This window comes from Ruegeria sp. MALMAid1280, assembly GCF_049195285.1.
In the GTDB taxonomy this organism is placed as follows: Bacteria; Pseudomonadota; Alphaproteobacteria; order Rhodobacterales; family Rhodobacteraceae; genus Ruegeria.
The window spans coordinates 476,987-501,652 of record NZ_JBMIRT010000059.1; the positions used below are offsets into that span (position 1 = coordinate 476,987).

Genomic DNA, 24,666 nt, shown 5'->3' on the forward strand with positions numbered 1-24,666 from the left:
CTGTGCGACCGTTCTGAGTTGATAAGGAAGCGTTCGAACCAGAGGCGCTAGTGCAGTTTCAATCGCGGGTGCACGCGTTCTCGCAGAAGCTCACTTGCGATCAACAACGACCCGCGTACGTTTCCATGCAGGATGAGTTGATGTCGCCGGTACAGCATTTTGTATGCTCGTCTTGCGAACCAGCCGTCGATGGTCTGACTTCCCATCAAATTGCCCATCAATTGGCCAATCGTAGAGTGTCCGCCCAAGTTCACCAGTGAACCGCGATCCTGATATCGAAACGGTCGGGGCTTCGCGGAGGATAACAACACACGGCTCAGTTCCGTTGCCAGATGTTCGGCCTGCTGAGACGCCACTTGCGCCTTTGGCGGTAGGGGGCGGCCACAGCCTGCATCAACGAGACGGGCGCAGTCGCCCAGGGCCCAGATGCCTTCCGCATTCTCAACTTGTAGTGACTCGCAAACCGCAAGAAAGCCCGTGTTCATGCTTTCTTCTTCGAATAGCCTGTTCAAGGAATTCGGTGCACCAATTCCCGCAACCCATGCTGTTATGTCAGACTGAAGACATATATCCTTATCAAGATGAATTGCCCCTCCGGGAAGCACTTTTTGAACTTTACAAGAGGTGCGCACCTCTACGCCCAGTTCTTCAAGTCGGGTTTGCGCCTTCATTGACAGCTTTTCGTCAAGCACCGGAAGCAACCTTGGCGCGGCTTCGATCAGCCTGACTTTGACGTTTTTCTCAGGATCAAAGGCGTCGAACCCATATCGGGTGAGGTGCCGGATTGCCTGTGTGAGTTCGGCCGCCAATTCGACGCCAGTCGCACCCCCGCCAATTACGCTTATGTGGAGTTGCTTTTGCGCGGCATCTGGTGCGGTATCGATCCGCAGGCAGTGCTCGAATAGCGCATCTCGATACCGATGTGCCTGATGAAGCGTATCCAGGAAAAAGCAATTCTCCTCGATACCGGGAATGCCGAATGTGCGCGGCTCGCTTCCAAGTGCCATAACCAGATAGTCATAGTTCAGCGTACGATTGGGAATGGATTCACCAAACGTACCTTCGCGCCCAGATATCTCGACAGTCTTATCCTTCTGGTTGATGTGCAGCACGTCACCAGTTCGAAACCTGAAACCATGCATTTCCGCCAAAGAAAGATAGCTGATTTCGTCTCCGGAATGCCCACGTGTACCAGCGGCGACCTCATGAAACAAAGGTTTCCAGACATGGGTCATCTTTCGATCGACTAACGTCACCCGGTGCTCGGGCGTCCGACGGAGTTTTTTGGCCAGGCGAATGGCAAGTTCCAATCCGCCCGCACCGCCGCCTAAAATCAGGATTTCAGCCATCGAGCGTGACCCATACCGATTTCGTCTGGGTATTCTCCAAAAGGGCATCCATACATTTGTCGCGCCCTTGCCCGGATTCCTTCCAACCGCCCCAGGGTTGGGTCATGTCTCCGTTCATGTAGCCATTGATCCAGACCATCCCGCAATTCAGATCACGGGCGACCTTGTGCGCGTCGCCCAGGGTCTGCGTCCAAATCCCCGCGGCAAGCCCATATGCACTGTCATTGGCCAGTTCGAGCGCGTGATCGGGTCCTTCATGTTTGAGGATCGCGCCAACCGGGCCAAAGATCTCTTCCTTGGCTATCGTCATATCGGATGAAACGTCTGTGAAGAGTGTTGGCGATACAAAGCAAGCTTCGGGCGAGGCAGTATGCGATGATCCGCTGACGATGGCTGATGCACCTTCCTCAACAGCGCCTGAAACATAGCCAAGCACACGTTTCTGATGCGCACGATTCACCAAAGGACCCATCGTTGTCTTGAGGTCCAGAGGATCGCCCGGGCGAAAGCCCTCAGCGGCCTTCGTAAGGTGGTCGCAGAATTCATCATGTATTTCGCGCGCGACCAGAATTCGCGACCCTGCGGTACAGACTTCTCCTTGATTTCCGAAGATCCCAGCCGCCACAGATGCGGCGGTCTTTGCAAGGTCTGGGGCATCCTTGAGGATGATTTGAGGGGATTTCCCGCCGAGCTCTGCGGACACTTTCTTTAGGTTGGAACGCGCGGAGTACTCGTACATCAGGCGACCAACACCGGTTGAACCAGTGAATGCAATCTTGTCGACCTGCATGGACTGCGCCAGTGCTGCGCCCGCAACTGCTCCGCGGCCCGGAACCACGTTGAACACACCCTCTGGTCCGCCCGCTTCGAGAAACAGCTTGCCCAATAGAAGTGCTGTAAGCGATGTATCCTCAGCAGGCTTCAACACCACGCTGTTTCCTGCTGCAAGAGCAGGCGCGATCTTCCAAGCCGCCATCATCGTTGGATAATTCCACGGCGTGATGCAACCTATGACGCCAAGCGGTTGCCGCTGGATGTAATGGAGCGCATCGTTTGCTGTGACCGGGCAATCCCCGCCAATCTTGTCGACACATTCTGCCATAAAACGCATGGCCAGAATACTTCCCGGTACATCGATGTTGAGCATCTCGGAAATCGGCTTGCCCATTTCAAGCGTATCCAGCACAGCGAAAGTGTCGCCGCAGCTTTCAATCAAATTAGCAAATCTGTGGAGAATACGCACTCTGTCGCGCGGCGGCATTCTGGACCATGCGCCATCTTCAAACCGTTTGCGTGCGACGGTGACAGCACGAGTAACATCACTGACTGATGCACATTCAATGCTCGCGACCAGTTGCTGGTTAAACGGGTTCAGAGAAGGCAGGGTTTCGCCGGTATCCGACCTGCACCATTCCCCATCAATCAACAGTCTTGCTTCTGGAGTTTGAGTTGCTGCGAAGCTATGCCAGTCTTTGTCATTCGTATCGAGCACCTGCGAAACCTTTCTCGTGGAAAACCCTGAGTCGCAGGGACATTAAGCACAGGGTTTTGGTCCAACGAGTCCCACTTAAGGGGGATTACCATGCAAGCAGTGAACTTTCAGAAACACTGAAACTGAACCATTTTTCGGGGCTAGTGGGAGTTCATGGTTGCGTTTTCCCGAAATAACCGCACCCCTGCACCCCGGAACAAAAGCGATGGACATCGAATGGCATGGTGGGCAAGACACGCTAGTTTGATTGAAGCACTTGCAGCGGTCCTGTCAGAAGAACTTGTCTTGAGGCGGGCAGGGGTGTTGCGCAGCTTTTGCGCATGACCAATCCTGCCTCTTTCAAGTATTTCAAAACCAGCCCTGAGATCATCCGCCTTGCAGTGATGCTGTACATCCGTTTCCCGCTCTCGCTTCGGAATGTCGAAGACTTGTTGCACGAGCGAGGCATCGACGTGAGTCACGAAACTGTCCGATATTGGTGGAACAGGTTTGGCCCAATGTTCGCTGCTGAGATCCGAAGAAAGCGTATTCGGAAATTGAGAGCATACTCCAAATGGAAGTGGCACGTGGACGAGGTTTTCGTGAAGGTGAAAGGCAAGAGACACTAACTCTGGCGGGCCGTCGATCATGAGGGCGAAGTGTTGGAAGCAATCGTTACCAAACGTCGAAACAAGCCGGCGGCATTGAAATTCCTCAGGAAATTGATGAAGCGTCACGGTAAAGTGGTAGAAGTAGTCACCGATGGCTTCGCGTCGTATCGGGCTGCTCTCAGAGAGCTCGGAGCTACCAAAAAACAGCGGACGGGCAGGTGGCACAACAACCGCGTCGAGAACTCGCACCTGCCTTTCCGACGAAGAAAACGCGCGATGCAGCGTTTCAGGCGCATGCGAAGTTTACAGAAATTCGCCTCCGTCCATTCCTCCGTCTAAAATCACTTCAACCAGGAGCGATCGCTGACCAGCCGGGACGCCTTCAAGCTGACACGCACCGCCGCTCTTGCCGAGTGGCGTCAACTTTGTTCCGGATACGTTCGCAGTTTCCGCGGCACACTGAGACTGGTTCGAATTTGTCTGACAGCACCGCTGCGCAGGCCGAAGAGTTTGTGACCATCGGCACAGTTGGCGTAACGGGGGTATATTATCCCACCGGCGGATCAATCTACCGTCTGATGAACAAGAACCGCAAGGAAACCGGCGTGCGTTGCACGGTCGAGTCGACCGGCGGTTCGGTCTATAACATCAACACCATCCGCGAAGGTGAACTGGAATTTGGCGTTGCCCAGTCCGATTGGCAGTTCCACGCCTTGAATGGAACTTCAAAGTTTGAAGAAGCCGGACCTTTCGAAGACCTGCGTGCCGTGTTTTCCGTGCACGCGGAACCGTTCAACGTGATGGTTCGTGCAGCTTCGGGAACCGAGCATTTTGACGATCTGGCGGGCAAGCGGGTCAACATCGGCAATCCCGGCTCTTGTCAGCGTGGCACCATGGAGGTGCTTATGGCCGCCAAAGGCTGGACCAAAGACACGTTCGCCCTTGCCGCGGAGTTGAAATCTGCGGAGCAATCCAGTGCATTGTGTGACAACCAGATTGATGCGTTCATCATCACGGCCGGTCATCCCTCGGGCAACCTGACCGAGGCTGCTACCACATGCGACACCAAGCTGGTGCCCGTGACCGGTGAAGCTGTGACAGGTTCGATCGATGAGAACGCCTATTACCGTTCGGCTACAATACCCGGCGGCATGTATCGCGGCACTGATAAAGACGTCGAGACCTTTGGGGTCGGTGCGACGCTCGTCACATCGGCCAATGTTTCTGATGAGGCGGTCTATGCGTGATGGCTCAAGACTCGTTGCGACGATTTTCGCACCTTCCACCCAGCTTTTGCCAACCTGACCAAAGAGGAAATGGTAACGGCTGGGCTTTCCGCCCCAATCCATCCGGGCGCGCTGAAATATTATCAGGAAAAGGGACTGCTCGAATAGGCGAGAAAGGTTTCGGCAACTCTCGTCCAACATGTGCCGGGGTCGCGCTGATGCAACCTCAGTCGAGTGGCCCCGCTTAGTCAGCACCAAGCTCGAACAAGGAATGATATGGGTTAGAACGCAGCTAAAGCGGTCGAAGTAATTGATAGGGCGCCAAAAAAGTAATGTGGGTGCCAATAAGGATTCGTTGAATATGCAGAACGCGAGAGAGCAGACTTCCATCTGTCCCAAGACCCATGTCCTCCCTGACGGGCCTGATCGAGGCGCACCCCAACACGCGCATGATCAGGCGGACCATCGGGCAACATGCCAATCCGATGCTGCTGCGAACCAAGTTTGAGGTCTGGCGCGCAGAATTCCTGCGCCGGTGCGAGGTGGCTGCCGATGCAGAAAGGCGCGGGGCTCTGGTTCAGGTCGGTGGGCCGTTGGGGGGCAAACATTAATGATGGATTGGGTGAGGAGGTAAAAGTGCAAATGTCGGGGAAACTTGGCCTTGGCGCGGTGGCTCTGGGGAATCTCCAGGTTCAAACCGGGACTGCATTGGTTTGGTGGCTTTCGGGCTTAGGAGTATGAAATCCATGTGCTCGACCGCGTGGCGATTGCGGCGTTCAAGCGCGTACTTGATTTGGTGTCGCGGTATGTCACTATGGCAGGCGCAATGCCTACAACGCGCAACAAAACCAAAGTGCTAAACGACACAGACGGTGACGACTGTGCAGCGATCATCGAGTCGCTGTCGGAAAAGAACGCGATCTATCTCAGGCGGCGCAGACTTCTTGAAGGACCCGACGCACATGCAGCAGACCTGGTGACCGAATGCGCAGAAGCCATACATCAAGACAACAGTCAGGCCCTGATCGATCGGTTCGTCGCACAGGTTTCGGAAAACGCGACAGAGCACGAGATTTTGACGCTGTTGGTTGCCGGGTTGCTCGAGCTTCGGCAGGGCCACTGGCAGGCAACTGAAATGCTTGGGCGCGAGGTCGTCAGCCGCGATCACCATGACCTTATGGCGCAACGGCTTATTGATGCTGCCCGCGAAACCTCGGCGGATCTTGAAGCCGAAGCCGACCGCTGGCTGCGGACGCGGACATGCGGCGCGCCTTTTCGGGAAATGGAAACGCGGGTCAACGGTGAGGTTCATTTTTGCTGCTCGGCATGGCAGCCGGTTCCGATTGGCCGTCTTGAAACGGCAGATGAGGGCGGATTCTGGAATTCAGACCGGGCCCGCGAAATCAGACGGTCCGTCCGTGACGGCGACTTTTCGCATTGCAGCCGGTGGCATTGCCCGCAGATCGCCGGTCGAAGGCTTCCGGCCCGCACCCCGGAAACGCAAAGCCTGAAGCTTGAACTGGAAGAGGGCCCGGACCGGGTCATCCTGTCCCATGATCGGTCCTGCAACATCTCATGCCCCAGCTGCAGAACGCAGCTGATCAACCTGCCGCACAAAGAAACAGAGCGCTTGAACCAGGTGTTTGAAGACCACCTTTTACCGCTGGTCAGCAAAGCCACGAAAATCAAGGTGACCGGATCGGGTGATCCGTTTGGCAGCAGGCACTTCCGTCATCTTCTGGGGCGGTTGACGCAGTCGGGTCCGCCCGGGCGGCGTATCCAGCTTCATACCAACGGGTTGCTGGCCAATGAAAGGGCTTGGAACGATCTGGGACTATGGGACAAGGTTTCGTCGGTCTGGGTGTCGATAGATGCGGCGCAGGCCGACACGTACAGTGTGCTCCGCCGTGGTGGCGATTTCACCGCGTTAAGGAAGAACCTCCGCTTCCTCGGTGAGCTGAATGCGCGCGGAGACATCGATACATTGCGTCTGGACTTTGTCGTGCAGACCGCAAATTACAAAGAGATGCCAGCCTTCGTGGATCTTGCCAACGAAATGAACGCTGATGGTGTTTATTTCCTGCGACTGCGCAATTGGGGGCATGTCACCCCGCAGGAGTTCAAAACCCAGGATGTGTGCTCGTCCGACCACCCCGAGCACAAAGACCTGCTTGATGTGCTGGCCGATCCGCGCATGGCGTGGGGCGGTGTGGACCTTGGCAGCCTCAACTCGATCTGACAGGCCGCCCCGGCGCGGGCTTACAGCTCTTTTCGGATCAGGATGTCAGCCAGACAGGAACAGGAGTCGTTCGTGCATCGGATCGGGTCGCGGGGCAGGTCAACGTCCTCGCCCAGATATCCGATTACTCCGCCGACGCCACAGACACCCCGATAGACTTCGCCATTCCCTCGGACCCGCAGGGATTCGAGCCCGACATTGCAGTTGTACCCGCGCCATCGGTTCATGCCCCTGAGAATGAACTCATTCGGGGGTAATGTCTCGCACTGTCCGGACCGTGTGGTTGCGCGCATCAGAGAGCGCGGCTTTTCACCGACCGGCGCGTATTTCGAAGGCAGTCCTTTCGAAAGCACCTGCATCTGGTCATCGGTGTAATCGTACAGCTTTGCCCCGAATTCCTGCCGCAAGGGTTTTAACGAAATCGAAGCCGCCGGCAGCGCCGCGCGCAGTTCCTGGGCGTCTTCAAGGGTCTGGTCAAAGCGGTCCGGGTGCATCGTGACGTTGATATGGACGCTGATGCTGTCCTCCATCATTTTCGCCACTTGGATGAAATGGTTCAGCTCTGCGAACTCGGCGTGATAGGTCAGGATGACGCTGTTCAGACACCCGCTTATCTTTTCCCAGAACCGGGGTGTCCGCGACGCATTGCTGATCAGGCTGACTTTGAAATCAATTTCTGACGCCTGGCGCAACAGATCGATGATCCGAGGATGCATCGTGGGTTCGCCACCGGTGAACTGAAGCCAGACAATCTTGTCCCGCTCCTCAACATAGTGACGTTTCATCTGGTGATATAAGTGCAGGACGTCCTTGGTCTTTTGCCACCGGACCGTGCCGTCATGCAAAGACTTGGGGCAATAGCTGCACGCATAGCTGCACGCGTTCCCCAGCATCCAGTCTACCACGACGATTTGGGCATGAACGGGATCGGAATGATCGATCAGAGTAAACGCGTCGAGTTCGTTTTGAATATCTTCCATTTAAGTCCAGGTGTTTTCATCCAGGTTACCCAAACAGCCACCGAAAGCTCTGAAACAGCGTTCAAGTGGCGCTTGGCAATCGCCTCAGCCTAGCTTGAAAATGACGATGGGACAAAAAATATTGCTGAAACCCCGGTTCAGCGGGGCAGGGGGCAGCGATCCTGTCCTTGACACGAATGTGTTCACAATCGACCCGACGGTGTCGGTTGACTTGTCAGCGAGTGGTCAATTTTTTATACTCTAAGCCATATTTTTTTGCATTTTTGACGCGCCGGCCTGTGTTCTGTTTGACCGGGCTACAACAGCCTAGAGCTTATTTCACCGGCCAGTCGGGGGTAATTCATGACGAAGGCGAGCGGCCAGAGGGCTCGACCACAAGTTGCCAAGAAACGCGCTGCTCAGGCGCCGGGTATCTATGATTTCGTTCAATCCCCTGAGTGGCAGAAGGTCCTTGAAAAAGCGCGGATAGAGCAAGAGACCAACCGCGCTGCGCAGGATCAGCAGGCCAAAAAGACCGAGACGCCAAAAGCGGCCGACCGCAGCCAAGCGCAATCAACCACAGGTGAGCCTTCTCCGGTTGGGCAAAAGCCGTGGTCAGACCAGCTTGAAGAAGCCAGAAAGAAGAGAATTTCGGCAAGTGTGACGCGCACGGGTGAGTCGGAGGAAACCGGGTCCGATACGCCTGATGGCAGCAAAACAGCCGACGTTGGCGAAAAAACCGGGGGTATTTTCAAATCCCGGAGAAGCAAAAGCAGTTCCGCCGATCCGGATGCGGGGTTGAGTTTGCGGCTTTCAAAAGAAGAGATCGACTATCGCCTGTCCAAAAAGATTCTTCAAAAACTGGAAGATCAGCAACGCGGACGCCGCAAGGTCAGGTTGGGGTTAATCGCCCTTGGCTGCGCTATTGGTGCTATCGCATCATCTTCGGTGTTTTGGGTTCTTTCCGGATCAAGTCCGGGTGAAACGGCTGGGCCGGTCACTGCTGACGTCGAGATAGCTTCTCCGTTACAGGGTGAGGATTTTGTTCCATCGCAACCTGATCCGCCGATGGCCGCGCTGGGTGAGATCGTCATTTCAACGGATCTGGTGGGCCTGGCGCCGGGGGCAGATACCCCGGACAGCAGTTTGACAGAGGTCGAAGATCTGGACAGTTTCGCTTCGCTGACGCCCCCGGTTTCGCCAGAGGCAGCACAGCCCCCCCAACTGACAACACCAAGTGTCGCTCCAAGCGTTTTGGCCTACGTTCCGGCGCTAGAGCAGCCATTCTTGCCGGTGGGCGGTCCCGGCTATCTGCCAACACGAGAGGCGAACCCGAGTTTCCTGCCATATGAAATCGCACCAGAGTTTTTTGACCCTGCAATCACATTGGCGGCGGTCGCAGCGACAGGATTTGATCCTTTGGACATTGCGGCAGATGCGTTCACTCCACCGGTGCGGTCACCTGAACTTGCGGCTCAGCCCGTCTTGTACAGACAACCTGCGCTGTTGCCGCCCGCGGCCGAGTCCGGGTCATTGCCGGAACAGGTTCGGGCCATCCAGCCGGATTTGCCCGTATCGATCGATCCGATTGAAAACGCTTTGACGACCGTCGCGTTGGACCCCTCGGCGCACCTTGAAGACCCCGGAATTGGTCCGGAAGCACTGCAGACACCCAAGTTGACGCGGCGGGCAGAGCCATCAGGTACAGTGAGGCTCGTGACGCTGCCCAGTGCTGACGTCGAACCACCGCAAGCAAGTTCCCTCGCAGGAGGGGCGGCGTTCAGGCTGTATGCACCCAACAGGCTGCCGCAGGAAGCTGTAGATTCGGTTGTCGCCGACCTGACAACCACGGGTCATGAACTTAATGCGACGGCGCGTGTCGGGTTCCGGGTGTCGCAGTCCAACGTTCGGTTCTATCACAGGCAGGACGCTGCCAAAGCTGCGGCTCTGGCAAAAGACGCCGGTGCTTTGCTGCGCGACTTCACCGGGTCCAAAACAAAAACACCAAGCGGGGTGGTGGAGTTATATCTGGCCGGAGACGGCTTTAGCAGTTCCCCGGTCAAGCGCACGACGAAAAGAACCAGCCGCCGTGCGACGACAAACAACCCGGTCAATCAACTTAGAAGCCAGGTTCTGAAAAAACTTCGGGCAACAACGAACTAAAGACGCTATTCTTGGACTTAAGTGCAAAATTCTGAATCAAATGGTGAGTATGGTTAACTAGTATTGATAAGGTTTTTTTAAATGACTGATAGCAGACTCGTCGGCATTGTAACTGCGCTACTATTTCTAGCGTCGACAGAGGGCGCGCGTGCCGAGATCACGCTTGAGCATCTGATCGCTATTGATCAGCTACTATCAACCAACGACACAAGGGCGCTCAGGTCGTATCTTGATAGAAACCCCGAGTTGCTGACCGGCGAAGACGAACTGTCGCGGGAATTGCGCGACTTTTATGATGCCGCATCCGCCGGCAGCTTGGACTTCGGCTATACCGCCTCTGCGCCTGACGCTCAGACGGGGACGAACTCGCGCGCAAGTTCGCTGCAGCACTAGGCCCAATGCCCGTGTTCGACGCCCTCAATTGTCCTTCGCGCCCGAAGATCGCCTACATCATTGAACCACGGTTTTCTGGCGGCACGTCAGCGGCCGTCGCTGCCGAGCTTCGTGTGGCCGAGCAGTTCGGAGAGCTCGAGGTTCACGCGGTAACCTCAAGGACGTTTGGCGAGGATCAGTATATTGCACCGGTGCTGAGGCGTGTGCTTGACGATTTGAACATTCCGCTGATTTGGGATGCGCCTCGGGTCAGCGCGGACTATGTGATCCTGCACAATCCGGCATTCTTAAAGTTTCAGGATGCACTGAACACAAGGGTTTTTGCGCGGAACCTGATCGTGGTCACGCATGAGAACTTTCTGCGCCCGGGCGGCGAAGAAGGGTTCGACGTATTATCCTGCCTGAACCAGATTGAGGCCTCGGTGCTGTCGCTCAGGAAAACGCTTGCGCCGATTTCGCCGTACAATCGGAAAACCGTAAGCGATTGGTTGACCGGGTCCCGTATAGCGCGGCAATGGGAGGTTCTGGATGCAGACTGGTTCAACATCTGCGAGACCGAGATAGCGGCCCCCTGCGACATGCCCGGAGACCGCCGCGGAAGGCATTCTCGGCCCGGTTTTGAGAAATTTCCGGTTCTTGCCGATCTCGACAGGTGTTTTCCCGAACATGCGCAGAGAAACGTGATCCTGGGTGCCGACGCATTGCTGGATGCACGTGTTCTGCGCCCGCATTGGACCTTGCTGCCCTTCAACGCCATTCGCGTAGACGAGTTTTTTGAAATGATTGATTTTTTTGTCTATTTCACAGCGCCGACCTGGCAAGAAAGTTTCGGCCGCGTCATTGCCGAGGCGCTGGCTGCGGGCAAGGTGGTTCTTACCAATTCCGACATAGGGGAAACCTTTGGTGACGCAGTGCTCAGTTGCCACCCAAAGGAGGTAGACGGGATCATTTCTGACCTTATCGCGCAGCCGCACCGGTATCATGAACAGGCTGCCCGGTCGCAATCGGCGCTGGCGCGCTATTCCGCCGAGAATTTCAAGGCGCAGCTGTCCAATGTCATTTCGGTAGAAAGCGAGGTATCGGGATGATCTTCATTGAGGCCGGTTCGCGTTCCTTACGATCCTTCGACGCGCAATTGATCTTTGCCGAACAACTTGCCGCGCGCGGTTTCACCGCCTGCATCGATGCCGAGTATCTGCCGGAAAACGCAGGACGGGGCAGAGTTTACGAGGCGGCCAGATTTCTTGTCGACCCGGCAGAGCATCAGGCCGAGACCATATTCGTGCTTGGTGCCGAGGATATCGATGATCTGCTTCTTGCGTCCCTTCGGCATAAGCAGCTTGGTCCGGATGTGCCAGTGATCGCGACGGGACGGTTCCTGACCCAGCAAAGCTATGTCGGTGCAAAGGCGCGTCTGGCCTATGCGCTTGGTCGCGAAGCCACGGTGATCGACCTGACGGATTTTCAGCCGCGTTCGGTTTTGCCCTCGGCGATCAGCCCTCTGGTGGCTGACGTCCGGACAACGCCCCGGCCCACGCGTGAGATGCCGAATGTCACGGTCGTTTTGGGTTCCATGGAGTTGGACAACCCCGAGACGTTGCCCTGCTTGTCCCGGATGAGTAACCGGGGGGGGTATAATTTGCGGCTGATTGTCAGCGGGGCGCAGAACGAGGTAATCAACGCCTCGCCATTTCACGATTTGCCGACCAACCTGTATACCGATCTTTCGTCGCTGACTCTGGCGAACTCGACGGACATTCTTGTGATGTTCGGCCACGGTATTGCTGGTGTTCGTATGGCGGCGTTTGCGGTCGAGCTGATCGCGGCCGGGGGTGTTGCAATAGACTGCACCGATGACGAAGCTCTGGTGTCTTCGGGCGCGCCCGTCTTGCTTGGACCCAAAACTCCGTTTTCGCTGGATGGGTATCTGACGGGAAAGATACTTGGCAACACCTCGCAAATTGCTGAACAGGCCAGAATGTCTCAGTGGCTTCATACGGTGGACATTTCCCGTCTGGAAAGCGCCGCAGGTCTGACCCACGAAACACGCGAACCTGTACGAAACACGCAGAGAACCCTGTTCTTCCCAACAAATGGCGTTGGATTGGGGCACGCCCAGCGGTGCGCCGTGATTGCAAACACGCTGCCAGACGACATGTCATCGGTTTTTGCAGCCTTTCCCAGTTGCGTGCCACTTGTCCGCCGTGAAGGTATCGATTGCATCCCGCTGGTTTCGCGGATCGACATGACAGACAATCCCGACGGCAACGATATCCTGACATACCGTCGGCTTCGCGCTGCGTTGCAGGAAAATGACAGCCTGGTCTTTGACGGCGGCCATGTTTTCGATTCCGTCTACCGTGTGATCCTCGAGCGGAGCTTATCGGCGGTTTGGGTTCGGCGGGGCCTTTGGCCGGACGGGCGATCCCGGCAGACCATGCTGCGCCGAGAAAGCGTGTTCGACCGGGTCATCGTCCCTTCGGAAGCCTTTGAAGAGCTGAACGACGCCTACAGCTATGGTGATCACGTGCACTATGTCGGCCCGGTCTTTCGTCAGGTGGTTCAGTCCGCCGATGAACGCGACGCACTTAGGGCGCGTCTGGCAGAACGGTTCGGGCGCGAGTTCAAGCAACTGGTCGTCAGCATGTTGGGCGGCGGCGTGGCGTCTGACCGGTCGGCGCAGCTACAGGCGATATCCGGGATGTTCGAGGATCGGACGGACTGTCTGCACCTTGTCGTGACCTGGCCCGGCAGCAAGGTTCAGCCAGCCACGTTCGGGTGGACGAATACCCGCGTGGTTCAGACATTCGAGGCCACATCCCTGTGCCTGGCTGCGGATCTGGTCATTTCGGCGGCGGGGTATAATTCCGTCCTAGAGATACTATACCACAAAATCCCCGCGATCCTGATCCCGCAATCAGCCCCCTATCTGGACAATCAGGAGCGGCGCGCCCGCGCTTTGGCCGACCGCGACCTTTGCGCGATCATCACCGAAAAAGACCTCATGAAACTGGAACGGACAGTGTCGGACTGCCTGGATCACGATGAGGTGGAGTTCTACCGGTCTGCATTGGACAGGATTGAATTACCCGAGGCGGGAGCGTCGAGAGCAGCTGAAATCATAGCAGAGGTCAGGCACGGAAAATGACAGACATCTCTTGGTTCGAAATTCTTGGCAGGACATCGCCAAAGCGGCCGGTTCAACTGGATGCGTTGATCACGGGCAATCGCAAATCCAAGCCGTATGGGAAAGTTGTGTTCCCCGAAATGGACCTGACACCATCCACTGCCCTATGGGAGCGCGACAAGGGCGGCCCCACGTATATCGGTATTCGGGTGCTGAAACCTCTTGAGTCGGCACACAACGTCGCAAGACATCTTGCCGCCGCCGCATTGGAGCGGGAGGTTTTTCCGGTCATTCTAAGTCGCGTCGAATACAGCGGGTTCGAACAATTCGGTTTCCGTGTCGAGCGCGTGCCGGACGAACCGGCGGCGGCGCTGGCCGCCGAGGCGGAAATCAGAAAGTTCTGGGATCTTGCGATCATCATCGACGGGGATGAAATCGGTCTGTGGTCTCGTCAGAATAACGGGAGTTGAAGCGGGCAGGGCAGCGCGGGCTTTACGGTGCATCGCCCCGGCCACTGGATGCCGTCGGTTACTCAGTTGGGGTATGGTGGTCGACTTGCCTATTGCCGCCGGGGATGGATGGGCCGCACCTACTACGGTAATCGCGGATCAGGCTTCAAGCAGATCCAGATTTTGGTCCAGTATCGCGCGGGCCTGTGGTCCGATCTGCGGCGCCTCGGATGCTCGGGGGCCTGCGATGTTCAGAACCGTGGCGGGGGTGGATTGCAGCCATTCCCGGACCTTCCGTGCGCAGGTCGCCGTTCCGTCCCTGACATCGACCACCAAATGCGGTTTTCCGGCTTCTTCTGCGAAAGCGATGGTTTGCTGTGTTCCCGGGCTGGTCGACCCGTCAACAAAGATAAGCGTGGCATCGCTTGAGGCGACGTTGCACCGGGTTCTTTCAACAACTTTCTCGGAGTCCGTCTCGGCCAGCCCGGTGAAATGTTCCGGAATCCGGCCCGCTTCATTCGTGCGGCCCTTTGGAACCCAACCACCATGATCCAGCCCGTTGTGCCGGGCGAATTCCAATGCTGCCATATCCGCGCCGGTTTGCCCGCCCGAGACGATTTTCATTGCTTATGCCTTTTCTGAGCATAGCTTAACCGGCCTTTGCGTCACGGGGAACTGGTGGAATTCAGGACTTGCGTCTCATGGACGTTACCTCGTTCATTAGTGACGTGAAATAGCACGCCTCAAACCTTAGTTTTGTCACAATAAAACTCGTATCTGAAAAAGAGCAGAAATTATCGGGAACAGGATTTGTTAAGCGCCATTATCAGGGCTGCGTCGCAGCGATACATGGATGTTCGTCTGAACGCCTCGGGCGGGTATCGGGTTCGTATTGTCGAACGCCCGGGCCTGTGGATGTCTCCGGATGAGTTGGACAAGCTGGTCGCGGATCTGCGTCAGGTGGCCTCCAAAACGCTGCCCGCCGGAGAGTTGACCTATGGGGTCTTTGCGGGCGACCGCGACAGGCTGGGGCAATCGGTGATCACGCTGGTTTCGCGCCGGGATGATCAGACGCCGGTGGCTTTTAACGCTCTGGCCCTGATGGAGGTCGATCTGGGGCATCGGTCCGAGGAGGTACTGCATCTAGGTCTGGTCATGGTCGATCCGGATCTGCGCAGTCAGGGGCTCAGCTGGGTGCTGTATGGGCTGACTTGCGTGTTGATGCTGTTCCGCAATGGGATGCGGCCGCTGTGGATTTCGAATGTGACGCAGGTGCCTGCGGTCGTGGGGCTGGTCGGCAGCGGGTTCGCGCGGGTCTTTCCGGCGCCCGAGGGCGGCGTGCAAAACCGACGCAGCCTTCTGCATCTGCTGCTGGCGCGGGACATCATGCAGCATCACCGCCATGTCTTTGGAGTCGGCCCCGAGGCTATCTTCGACGAAGACCGTTTCGTCATTGCCAACGCCTATACGGGCGGTTCGGATCACCTGAAGAAGACCTTCGCCGACGCGCCCAAACACAGGAATCAGGTCGTGAACGACTATTGTCGGGATCAGCTGGACTACGATCGGGGCGACGACGTTTTGCAATTGGGGCAGATGGATACGCCAACTGCGCTGTCTTATGTCGGGCGCGAGGTGCCGCGTGGATCCTTCGCAGCCGTTGCACTGGCTGTTTTCGCGGCCGTGTTGCAGCGTCTGGCCATGCCGCTGTGGCAATGGGCGGACACGCAGCGGGATTTCGGCATTCTGCGCGCCAGGGAACAAGGTAAATGAGCACGTTTTCGTATCAGGAATTCACCACCCGCAATCTGGGCTTTGTCTCGCAGGCTGAACAGGACGCACTGCGCGACGCCTGCGTTTTTGTCTGTGGCACCGGTGGGATGGGGGGCAGTGCGATCATGACCCTGATCCGCGCCGGGGTAGGTCGTTTGATCCTTGCCGATCTGGACAGTTTCGAGGTGTCGAACCTGAACCGGCAACTGTTCGCGACGCTGGGGACGGTCGACCATGACAAGGCAATGGCGACCCGGGACCAGTGTTTGCAAATCAACCCCGAGGCTGAAATCGAAGTGCTGGGGGCCGACTGGTCGGACCACGCTGACCGTTTGGTCCAGACCGCAGATGTGGTCATCAACGGCACGGACGATCTAAGCGCCAGCCTGCTGCTGTATCGTACCGCGCGGATCAACAGGCGGAAGGTAATCGACGCCTATGCCTCGCCCTTGCCATCGGTTTACGTCACCGGACCGGGCGATCCGATGCCGGAGGAGCGTCTGGACTATCCCACGCAAGGCACCCTCTGGAACGCATTGACGCCGGAAATGCGCGATGCGGCGGCTGCTGCCGAGGCTGAATATGTGCTGACCCATTCCTCGTCCCGGCATCACGTGGATCTGTCCCTGGCGGGTGAGGTCATTGCCGGCACCCGCAGCCGGATGTCGTTTGCGCCGATGGTGATCATGGCAGGGACGTTGATGGGCGGCGAGGCACTGCAGGCCGTTCTGAGGCGCCCGCATGGCGCCGATTATCGCGGCTGGTTCCTGAACCCTCATACCGGCAAGGTCGAGCGTCCCATGCCGGGTTTTCTGGCAGCCCTGATGCGGCCGCTGGTTCGGAGACAGATGAACAGGTTGCTGGCGTCATGACCGATACGGCGGCATTTCTGGCAGACACCTGGGTGTCAGTCTGCGCCGCGCTGGGCGCGACGGTTGTAGTGCTGCATCTGGGCGATCTTGTGCATAGGCCGGAAATCGCCAGACGGTTTCGGTTTTGCTTGTGGGTGCTGGTGGTATTGATGCTGTCCCGGATCGGTCATTGGGGCGGATGGGGCTGGTTTTTCTCTGCGACTGCGGCGTGTTGCGCAGCTTTGTTGCCCTTGGCCGCCTTGGTTCTCGCCGAGGGCTTGCTGCGCCGTCATGCGCCTCCGATCCTGAAGCTGACTTGCGCCTGGGGTGCGGTCATTCTTGGGCTGTTGGGGCTGTTGCAATTCAGCAGCCTCGAGGTCTGGCGACTGACCGGGTTGCTGTTGTTCCAGTTGCTGGGTTTAAGCGGGGTCGCCATTTTCGTGCTGCGCCGCGACAGGGACAGCCTGTCCCCGACCGAGAACAGAACCGTCAACAGAATAAGCCTGTCCTTCCTGTTGATCCTGCCGTTTCTGGCAACAGACTACATGCGCGAGGCAGTGGTCGATGCCCCGGTCAGGCTGGGCGGCGTGGCCGTTCTTGTGCTGTGCTGGCTGTCGATCGGAATGAACCGTTCGGGGCTGAGGGGCCGGGATATCCTGCGCAGCTTCGGGATCGTGTTTCTTGTCACCGGGCTGTTGACCCTGACCTTATCCGGACTTGTCGCGATGGATATGCGCGCCGGGGTGCAGGTCATGACGGTCGTTGTTTCCACGCTGATCTTGCTGGCGATATGGCAGGCCGCGATTGCCCTGCGTATCGAGGACCGGCAACTGGTCGCCCTGCGTGAGATCGCCGAGGCCAAGGGGCAGGGACCGCAGGCCAGCCTGACCTTGCTGCGCCGCGCTGCGGGCGCTCCGGATGCGGTGCTGGTGAAAGAGGTCGATTTGTCAGGCATGAACCTTGGCGACCTGCGGTCCCGGTTCAGCGAAGCGCCGGTGCAACAGTTGGGAAGCACAGGGGACGAACAGGTCAATTGGCTGTTCTCACGGTTTGACGCCACACACGCCGTATTGCTGTCGGCTGATCCTCTGCGGCTGGTGATGCTCAGCAGCCCTGACATTGCGGGACTAGACAGCACGGGCGCGGCCCTGCATGCGGTCCAGCGGATGGCGTCTGTTCTGGTGGCCGAGGGGCAATCATGATCGAACTTCTTGAGCGGGATTTCCCGAGCTTCTTTGACGCTCCGTTTCACGCTTACGGGCCGGATGCCCCATACGTGTCGCCGATGAAGGTGGATCTGAAGCGGTTTCTCTCGGTCGGCAATCCGTTGTTTTCGGACGCCTCCGAATTCACCTATTTCACCGCTTTACGGCAAGGCAAACCGGTTGGTCGGATCACGGCGCATCTGCACCGGGCGTCGAATGATCTGCATCACGAGGCCCGGGGATGTTTTGGCTTCTTCGACTGCGCAAACGATGCCGAGGCTGCAACCGCCCTGCTGCAGGCAGCGGAAACCTGGGCCCGCGGAAAAGGCATGACGAGGCTGAGCGGCAACTTCAACCTGACCGCGATGCAACAGGCCGGGATCATGACCAGCGGGTTCGATCAGGCGCCCTTCACCGATCAGATCTGGGGGGCACCACACCTGCCGGGGTTGCTGAAGGCGAACGGGTATGAGCCCCATTTTCCCATGACAACGTTCGAGCGCCGTCTGGATGTGACGCCTGCGCCGCAGGTATTGCCCGACGCTCAGCGCGCGCACTTGCTGGACCAGGGGTTTTCCTTCGCACCGGTCACCCGCGCGACTATTGCCGAACGGCTTGAGGATGCCCGCGCGATCCTGAACCGCAGCTTCAAAGACAACCCGATGTTTGTTCCGGTCACGGCCGAAGAGTTCCATTTTCAGGCCAAAGACCTGAAATGGATCATGGACCCGCGTATTTCCAAGGTGGTGCACTATCAGGGCAAACCCGCCGGAGCGGTGATCGCGATCCCAGACCTCAACCCGTTGCTGCGCCGGATCGGGTCCCGGATGCGCCTGTCGCTGCCATGGCATTACCTGCAGTACAAAGCCCGCAGAGACCGCGCTGTGGTGATCTTTCAGGGCGTGATGCCAGAGTTTCAGGGCCGTTCGGTCAATCCACTGATGCTCAGCGAGATGACGCGCGACATGATTGCGGCAGGGTATAAGACGGTCGGCGGCACGTGGATCGCCGATGAAAACACTGCCAGCCTGCGGCAAACCGAAAAGGCCAGGGCGGTGCCGTTGCATCGGTTGCACCTGTTTTCCAAGGAGTTGTCGTGATGGACCGGGCGGAATTCGAAGCCGTTGTGGCGCAGGCGATGCTGGCGCCGTCGGCCCATAACACGCAACCGGCGCGCTGGGCGCTGCGCGATGGCGGCATCGACATTCTGGCCGACCTGTCCCGGCGTCTGCCCGTTGGTGATCCGACGGATCGTGACCTGGAAGTTTCGTGTGGAGCGGCGGTCGAAGGTACGGTTCTGGCTCTGGCCGCGCGTGGGGCGGGTGCCAGCGTGACTCTGACCGAAGGCACAGGGGGCACTCGCTTACGCCCCATTGCCCGGGTCGTTCCCGAAGGCGTGGCTGCCCCTGATGATGCCGCGCTGGCGGCAGAAATGTCCGGGCGCCTGACCCATCGGGCGGGTTTTTCACCTGCTTCGAAAGCTGCCCTCGACAATTGGGCGGATGCGCATATGACGCTGGTGACGGCTGCGGCGCAGATCGACTGGTTGGCCAAACAGATCGATATCGCCTCGGCCCGGATCGTGCGGCCAAAACCCTTCCGTGCTGAATTGCTGCAATGGATGCGGCTGCGCAAGGACGATCCGAAATACGATGCCGATGGTCTGAACCGGGATGTTTTGGTCATGGATGCAATTACGGCCAGGCTGGTGCCGGTCGTGCTGGGCGGCAAGGTCTATGACCTGTTGTCTGCGCTGGGTCTTGGTCCGCTGCTATCGGGCGAGGCTGCGCGCAGCAGCGACGCAAGCGCGATCGCCTTGTTTCACTGGCCTGCAGAGGGGGCAATGGTCGACGCGGGGCGGGCGTTTTATCGCACATGGCTGCAGGCCTCGGCCCGCGGGTTGGTCGGCTGGCCCGCGGCGGCGTTGGCAGATGATCCTGACACGCGCGCGGCGGTTTCGGATCGGTTCGGCGTCTCCGGCGATCGGGTGTTGTTCAACGCATTGCGGCTGGGGGTCGCCAACAAAGCCACCCCCAGCCGCGCGCGCCTTTCCCTGCGCGATGTGATCATTTAGGCGGCGATATTGTCGCCCACTTCCTTCAGCAGTTTCTCGGTCTTGGCATCTTCGATCCGGTTGTGCAGGCGTTGGGATTCTTCGCGGTCGCGCAGCGTCTTAGTGATCGAGACGGTGGTGTGTACCAGCATCAGCGCGGACATCGAGTAGAACCCTTTCGCGGCAAAGCTGGCCTCGAGGAAATAGATGCCGCCCGCCATCATCGCCGCCGCGACGATGAATGAGGCGATGGTGAACATGTTCCATGCGTTCGACTGGGGCAGGTTCAGGTTGTCTTCGGTATTCATTGGACTATTCCTTTCAGTTTTTCAGTGCGTTGAATTAGGTGTTTGATGTCAGCTCGATTTCGATTTTGCGGATTTCTGCGCCTTCTTTTTCAGTCGCTCCAGAACCTCATCCGCGTTGGATCGCAGGGGTTTGCCGCAACCGGCCTCGGCCAGTCGATCACGTACGTTTTCGGCTGATCCGGTGGTCTCCAACTCGGTCATGGCGCGGGCGGTGGCGTCCATTTCGCTTTGCCGTTCCTGCAGGCGTTGCAGGGTGTCTTCGGCCTCACGCAGTGTTGACAGACCGCTGTCGGGGGCCACCTGCTGCAGGCGCTGCGTTTTGTCCGTTGCCGTAGCCAGCCGCTGACCACGCTGCAGTTGCCGCAGCCGGGTTTCGGCCTCGCGCAGGACAGTGCGCAGCCGGGCGATTTCCGTATCGAACCGGGCCTGTGCCTGGGTGGACACGTCGCGCTCGGCCTCAAGGTGGGCGATGGCGTCGGCGGCGTCACGGGCCAGGTCGTCGCGGTTCTGTTGCAGGGCATCCAGCGTGCGGACCTCAAGGTCGGCGATTTGCTGGGTCAGCCGGTCATGCTGTTTCTTTTCCTGCTCGTTCTGAGCCATCGCGACGGCGACCGCCTTGCGAGACATCTGAACGGCATGGGCGCAATCCCGGATTTGCTGGCGCAGAATGGGCAGGGCGTGGCGGTCCGCGACAACGGTTGCCGCCTCATAGGCCTGGCCTCGTAACAAAGTGGCAAACAGTTTGAACATCTTGGGCTCCTCGTTTATGAACATTGTTCATGGAGTGACTGTGCGGTAATTTTGAACGTCGTTCAACACAAAAAATGAACGATGTTCAAATTTTAGGCGTAACGGAGGATTAAGTGGCTAAGAATAAAAGAGAAGTTTTGAGGGAAAACCTTCTGAATGCAGCAGAAGATAGGATAAAGGCGCACGGATTGGCGGCATTGCGGGCCCGAGATGTCACCAAAGATGCGGGATGCGCGCTGGGTAGCTTGTATAACGCCTACGAGGATCTGGACCTTTTGATTCTGGCGGTGAATTCGCGCACACTGGCGCGTTTGCATATGTCTTTGCAGGACGCTTCGGCCTCAAAAGAGGCGCCAGAGGAAAAGCTGTTGGCGCTTGCGCTGGCCTATCTTGAATTTGGCACCGAGAACCCGAACCTCTGGGCTGCTCTGTTTGATCACAGGATGCCGCCAGGCGTACCAGTGCCCGAGTGGCATCTGGAGGAACATGCAGGTCTGATTGCCGAGGTGATGCACCCGCTGTCGCAGTTGAGCCCGGGGCTGGATGACGCCACACTGGGCTTGCGCGCGCGTACCGTTTTCTCGGCGGTTCACGGCATCGTCAAGCTGTCGCTTGAAGGTCGGTTTGTCGCGTTGGATACCGATGCCGTTCGGACGGAACTGTCTGGATTTGTCCAGCAGTTTCTGCGCGGGTATCAGGCAGACAAGCAATACTAGAGCATCAACCGCATCAAAAAACCGCCCCGAGATTGCCGTTGCATCGCCGACGGAAACGCGGGCAATTTGACCTAAGGGGTAGGGGCTAGACCTATACATGGCAACACAATCCGAAGGCAAAGCAGTCTTTCTGACGGGCAGCCTGATGGGCCACGTCACCCGCATGTCATTGACAACCAGCATTGGCCTGATGGCGATTTTCGCGGTGGATTTCGTCGACATGATCTTCATTTCGATGCTGGGTAACGATGCGTTGGCCTCGGCGGTCGGCTATGCCGGAACGCTGTTGTTCTTCACCAACTCGATCAATGTCGGCCTGTCGATCGCAGCGGGCGCTTTGGTGGCGCGAGAGTTGGGGGCCGGGCGGCACGAGCAGGCCCGACACTTCGGAACCAGCGTGGCGGTTCTGGGCGCTCTGGTCGGGTTGGTCGTCTCTGTGGCCGTTCTGTTCAACCTGACATTTTGCCTGTCTCTGCTGGGCGCCGAGGGCGAGGTGCTGCGATTGGCCGCCCGATATGTCTCGATCATTCTGCCGACAATGTGGGTGATGGCGGTTGCGATGACCGGCATGGCGGTGTTGCGTGCCTATGGAGATGCGCGACGTTCGATGCAGGCCACGATTTATGGCGGGGTGGCAAACGCGGTGCTGGACCCGATCCTGATCTTTGCCGTCGGGCTGGGGCTGGACGGGGCGGCTATCGCTTCGGTCATCGCGCGGGTTTGCATGTTGATTGCAGCGGTCAGACCGGCGGCGCGTGTACATCGTGGATTCGCACGACCATCACTGAGGCAGTTGGCGGCGGATGTCCGGCCAGTCCGCGCGATCGCCGTGCCCGCAGTCCTGACCAATATCGCCACGCCCATCGGCAACGCCATTGTCATCCGTGAAATTGCGCAGTTCGGTACGGACGCCGTGGCCGGTATGGCGGTAATCGGGCGGCTGATGCCGGTGGCGTTTTCAGTTGTATTCGCTCTGTCCGGCGCCATCGGGCCAATTGTCGGGCAGAACTTCGGGGCAGCGCAGTATGACCGTGTGAAAGCCACCTTTCTGGCCGGGGTCAAGTTCACGGCCGTGTATGTCTGCCTGATGGCGGCCACTCTGTTCCTGCTGCGCGCACCGATTGCTGACCTGTTTCAGGCGCAAGGGCAGACACGGGCGCTGATCTATCTGTTTTGCGGTCCTCTTGCGCTGGCATCGTTCTTCAACGGCGTGATCTTTGTCGCGAATGCCAGTTTCAACAATCTGGGCTACCCGATTTATTCGACATTGGTGAATTGGGGGCGGCACACGCTGGGCACCTGGCCCTTTGCCGTTGCCGGGGCCTATATCGCTGGCGCACCCGGCGTGCTGCTGGGGCAAGCGTTGGGAGGAGTCATCTTTGCAGTGATCTGTTGGGATCTGGTCCGGCGGGTTGTTGCGAACCTCGAAGCACCACAACCTGCCGACCCGTTCGCCGGACAGACCCGCTTGCAGGCCTTGTTCGGGCGTCGCGGCTGGTAAGCGGGTCAGTTGCCCTGATTGCGCGCCTCTAACCGTTCGAGGTTGACCACGGTCGACAGCATCAGACGATCATGGCTCCAATCCTCGGTCTGCTGGACCGACGCGGCGGCCAACCCAAGGACAAGCGCAAACAGGATGGTCAGGCCGAGGAACATCAGCGGCATCGACGATTGCATCGCGGGCGCATCCGCCAGCGCAATCACCCGTTGCCGCAGAACGCGTTTCGCCTTGCCACCGGTGACCAGAGCCACGTTCAGAACACGCGGGCTGCCGCGCGTGACGGTACGGGCGCAATAGTCCAGCAGGCATTTGGTGTAATCGTGCGCATCGATGTTCTTGCGTGCCACGACCGACTGGTCACAGGCCAGTTCACGCAGGCGGTCGAACTGATACTTGAGCACCAGATAGGCGGGGTTCCAGAACAGCAGGGGGCGGAGTAGCTCGAACCCTAACTCCCACTCTACATCCCCGGCGCGCACGTGCTGAAGCTCATGCGCAAGGGCAAAGCGCAACTCACGCGGGGTGTCCAGCAAGTGGCTGGGCAACACGACATGACGCCGACGCAGACCCCGGACCGCGAAGGGCACGGAAATGCGGTCGGACAGGCGGATATCCACCTTTGCCGACCGGCGCCACAAAAAGCTGCTGTTGACCGTCTCGCGGATTGCCAGCCCGTCGCCGATCACGCGCAGGGCATAGATCAGCGATGCAAGCGCCATCAGTACAAGGATCGCGGATACAATCGAATGGTCTCCGCTGAACAATACCTCAACCCAGCGTTGGCGCGTGTTCAGCAGCGCCTCGAACTGGGTGGCGGGCATGGCGATGTCACCGCGCAGATAGGCCGCCACGGCGATGTCTCCGATCGCCAAGTTGCCTTTGGCCTGAGTAAATGCGGCCAGCGCAGATATTCCCAGTGCCAGCAAGGGGCTGATCACTATACATAAGCAAAGCGCCTTGAGTGTTCGCAACTGCGCCACAAACCCGTGGCTGAGTGACGTCCGGGACAGAAGCCCCCGCGCAGCCAGCCAGAGTATTGCAGCCAGGCCGAGGACAAGATTCCATTCCAGATACGCGTCGAGAACCGGTTTAACCGCTGTCATTTTGCAGTCTCCTCTCTACCAGTGCCCGAATTTCCTCCAGATCGGCTTCGCTGAGGCCCGCATCGTCAACCAGACGCGCGACCAGCGTGGCAGGCGTGTCGTCGAACAGGGTCCGCGACAGGTTCTGCAGCGACCGTGCCTGATACCTGTCCTTTTCCAGAAGCGGCGTATAGATCAGCGTCTTTCCGTCCTTGTGGCTTTCGACAAAACCTTTGTCGTCGAGAATCCTCAGGATGGTTGCACCGGACGTATAAGCCAGGTTGCGCTCTGGCGGCAGGCGATCAAGCACGTCACGGACCGAGCCCCGACCCAGCGCCCAGAGTTCGTTCATGAACTCAAGTTCCACTTCGGTCAGCAGGTTTGTTGTTTTCTTTTTTCGCATCGGTCTTTCGTGTCGCATTTTTTAGTATGCCTGACAG

At 58.2% G+C, this 24,666-nt stretch carries 22 protein-coding genes and 2 pseudogenes; 16 read left to right on the forward strand and 8 right to left on the reverse strand.

All coding sequences use genetic code 11. From position 1 onward, the window contains the following. Positions 1-47: 47 nt before the first annotated feature. A complete protein-coding gene (locus ACOQFT_RS19250) occupies positions 48-1,349 on the reverse strand; it encodes an NAD(P)/FAD-dependent oxidoreductase (RefSeq protein WP_421599475.1) in 1,302 nt (433 codons plus the stop codon). Continuing rightward, positions 1,342-2,841, reverse strand: coding sequence for an aldehyde dehydrogenase family protein (locus ACOQFT_RS19255; RefSeq protein ID WP_421599476.1), 1,500 nt, complete (start codon positions 2,839-2,841; stop codon positions 1,342-1,344). Before ACOQFT_RS19255 ends, ACOQFT_RS19250 begins: the two co-directional genes overlap by 8 nt. A gap of 320 nt (positions 2,842-3,161) precedes the next feature. Here ACOQFT_RS19255 and ACOQFT_RS19260 point away from each other — a divergent pair. The 4 genes and pseudogenes from ACOQFT_RS19260 to ACOQFT_RS19275 all read left to right on the forward strand — a co-directional run. Continuing rightward, positions 3,162-3,857, forward strand: a pseudogene (locus ACOQFT_RS19260) (IS6 family transposase); the annotation flags it as partial. A gap of 8 nt (positions 3,858-3,865) precedes the next feature. After that, positions 3,866-4,825 (forward strand): annotated as a pseudogene (locus tag ACOQFT_RS19265) (TAXI family TRAP transporter solute-binding subunit). A gap of 236 nt (positions 4,826-5,061) precedes the next feature. Beyond that, complete coding sequence (locus ACOQFT_RS19270; RefSeq protein ID WP_421599477.1) at positions 5,062-5,268, forward strand: hypothetical protein; 207 nt, start codon at positions 5,062-5,064, stop codon at positions 5,266-5,268. A gap of 215 nt (positions 5,269-5,483) precedes the next feature. Further along, the gene (locus ACOQFT_RS19275) at positions 5,484-6,896 is read left to right on the forward strand and encodes an SPASM domain-containing protein (RefSeq protein WP_421599478.1); all 1,413 of its coding nucleotides are present in this window, start codon (positions 5,484-5,486) and stop codon (positions 6,894-6,896) included. Positions 6,897-6,916: 20 nt separating this feature from the next. On the opposite strand, the gene ACOQFT_RS19280 is transcribed toward ACOQFT_RS19275, so the two are convergent. Next, on the reverse strand, positions 6,917-7,876 hold the full coding sequence (locus tag ACOQFT_RS19280; protein WP_421599479.1) for a radical SAM protein: 960 nt from the start codon (positions 7,874-7,876) through the stop codon (positions 6,917-6,919). Positions 7,877-8,218: 342 nt separating this feature from the next. On the opposite strand from ACOQFT_RS19280, the gene ACOQFT_RS19285 reads away from it, so the two are divergent. The 5 genes from ACOQFT_RS19285 to ACOQFT_RS19305 all read left to right on the forward strand — a co-directional run bounded on the left by ACOQFT_RS19285 (position 8,219) and on the right by ACOQFT_RS19305 (position 14,008). Continuing rightward, positions 8,219-10,018 carry a hypothetical protein gene (locus ACOQFT_RS19285; protein ID WP_421599480.1) on the forward strand — a complete coding sequence of 600 codons (1,800 nt, stop codon included), beginning with the start codon at positions 8,219-8,221 and terminating at the stop codon, positions 10,016-10,018. An 81-nt stretch (positions 10,019-10,099) separates the two neighbouring features. Further along, on the forward strand, positions 10,100-10,411 hold the full coding sequence (locus ACOQFT_RS19290) for a hypothetical protein (protein ID WP_421599481.1): 312 nt from the start codon (positions 10,100-10,102) through the stop codon (positions 10,409-10,411). Between the two features lie 5 nt (positions 10,412-10,416). Next, positions 10,417-11,499, forward strand: coding sequence for a hypothetical protein (locus ACOQFT_RS19295; RefSeq protein ID WP_421599482.1), 1,083 nt, complete (start codon positions 10,417-10,419; stop codon positions 11,497-11,499). Beyond that, positions 11,496-13,559 (forward strand): glycosyltransferase, encoded by a 2,064-nt coding sequence (locus ACOQFT_RS19300; RefSeq protein ID WP_421599483.1) that lies wholly within the window; start codon positions 11,496-11,498, stop codon positions 13,557-13,559. Before ACOQFT_RS19295 ends, ACOQFT_RS19300 begins: the two co-directional genes overlap by 4 nt. After that, positions 13,556-14,008: a hypothetical protein gene (locus tag ACOQFT_RS19305; protein WP_421599484.1), complete on the forward strand. Its 453-nt coding sequence runs from the start codon at positions 13,556-13,558 to the stop codon at positions 14,006-14,008. The genes ACOQFT_RS19300 and ACOQFT_RS19305 overlap by 4 nt, the downstream gene beginning before the upstream one ends. A 138-nt stretch (positions 14,009-14,146) precedes the next feature. Here the strand turns inward: ACOQFT_RS19305 and ACOQFT_RS19310 are convergent, their stop codons facing one another. Next, on the reverse strand, positions 14,147-14,611 hold the full coding sequence (locus ACOQFT_RS19310) for a putative molybdenum carrier protein (protein ID WP_421599485.1): 465 nt from the start codon (positions 14,609-14,611) through the stop codon (positions 14,147-14,149). Between the two features lie 225 nt (positions 14,612-14,836). On the opposite strand from ACOQFT_RS19310, the gene ACOQFT_RS19315 reads away from it, so the two are divergent. Genes ACOQFT_RS19315 through ACOQFT_RS19335 form a run of 5 tightly spaced genes read left to right on the forward strand, consistent with a single transcriptional unit; the run spans position 14,837 to position 19,890 of the window. Beyond that, positions 14,837-15,760: a hypothetical protein gene (locus ACOQFT_RS19315; protein ID WP_421599486.1), complete on the forward strand. Its 924-nt coding sequence runs from the start codon at positions 14,837-14,839 to the stop codon at positions 15,758-15,760. Next, on the forward strand, positions 15,757-16,632 hold the full coding sequence (locus ACOQFT_RS19320) for a HesA/MoeB/ThiF family protein (RefSeq protein WP_421599487.1): 876 nt from the start codon (positions 15,757-15,759) through the stop codon (positions 16,630-16,632). The genes ACOQFT_RS19315 and ACOQFT_RS19320 overlap by 4 nt, the downstream gene beginning before the upstream one ends. Then, positions 16,629-17,813 carry a hypothetical protein gene (locus ACOQFT_RS19325; RefSeq protein ID WP_421599488.1) on the forward strand — a complete coding sequence of 395 codons (1,185 nt, stop codon included), beginning with the start codon at positions 16,629-16,631 and terminating at the stop codon, positions 17,811-17,813. The genes ACOQFT_RS19320 and ACOQFT_RS19325 overlap by 4 nt, the downstream gene beginning before the upstream one ends. Further along, positions 17,810-18,916, forward strand: coding sequence for a hypothetical protein (locus ACOQFT_RS19330; RefSeq protein WP_421599489.1), 1,107 nt, complete (start codon positions 17,810-17,812; stop codon positions 18,914-18,916). The genes ACOQFT_RS19325 and ACOQFT_RS19330 overlap by 4 nt, the downstream gene beginning before the upstream one ends. Beyond that, positions 18,916-19,890 (forward strand): hypothetical protein, encoded by a 975-nt coding sequence (locus ACOQFT_RS19335; protein ID WP_421599490.1) that lies wholly within the window; start codon positions 18,916-18,918, stop codon positions 19,888-19,890. The genes ACOQFT_RS19330 and ACOQFT_RS19335 overlap by 1 nt, the downstream gene beginning before the upstream one ends. Here ACOQFT_RS19335 and ACOQFT_RS19340 read toward each other — a convergent pair. Then, complete coding sequence (locus ACOQFT_RS19340) at positions 19,887-20,177, reverse strand: YiaA/YiaB family inner membrane protein (RefSeq protein ID WP_421599491.1); 291 nt, start codon at positions 20,175-20,177, stop codon at positions 19,887-19,889. The genes ACOQFT_RS19335 and ACOQFT_RS19340 overlap by 4 nt on opposite strands. A gap of 48 nt (positions 20,178-20,225) precedes the next feature. Further along, positions 20,226-20,927: a PspA/IM30 family protein gene (locus tag ACOQFT_RS19345; protein ID WP_170441523.1), complete on the reverse strand. Its 702-nt coding sequence runs from the start codon at positions 20,925-20,927 to the stop codon at positions 20,226-20,228. A 197-nt stretch (positions 20,928-21,124) separates the two neighbouring features. Between ACOQFT_RS19345 and ACOQFT_RS19350 the strand changes: the two genes are divergently transcribed. Then, positions 21,125-21,643: a TetR-like C-terminal domain-containing protein gene (locus tag ACOQFT_RS19350; protein ID WP_421599492.1), complete on the forward strand. Its 519-nt coding sequence runs from the start codon at positions 21,125-21,127 to the stop codon at positions 21,641-21,643. 97 nt (positions 21,644-21,740) lie between these two features. Continuing rightward, complete coding sequence (locus tag ACOQFT_RS19355) at positions 21,741-23,144, forward strand: MATE family efflux transporter (protein ID WP_421599493.1); 1,404 nt, start codon at positions 21,741-21,743, stop codon at positions 23,142-23,144. Between the two features lie 5 nt (positions 23,145-23,149). On the opposite strand, the gene ACOQFT_RS19360 is transcribed toward ACOQFT_RS19355, so the two are convergent. Both ACOQFT_RS19360 and ACOQFT_RS19365 read right to left on the reverse strand, forming a co-directional pair. Beyond that, the gene (locus ACOQFT_RS19360; protein ID WP_421599494.1) at positions 23,150-24,247 is read right to left on the reverse strand and encodes a M56 family metallopeptidase; all 1,098 of its coding nucleotides are present in this window, start codon (positions 24,245-24,247) and stop codon (positions 23,150-23,152) included. Further along, the gene (locus tag ACOQFT_RS19365) at positions 24,234-24,629 is read right to left on the reverse strand and encodes a BlaI/MecI/CopY family transcriptional regulator (RefSeq protein ID WP_170324448.1); all 396 of its coding nucleotides are present in this window, start codon (positions 24,627-24,629) and stop codon (positions 24,234-24,236) included. The genes ACOQFT_RS19360 and ACOQFT_RS19365 overlap by 14 nt, the downstream gene beginning before the upstream one ends. Between the last annotated feature and the right edge of the window lie 37 nt (positions 24,630-24,666).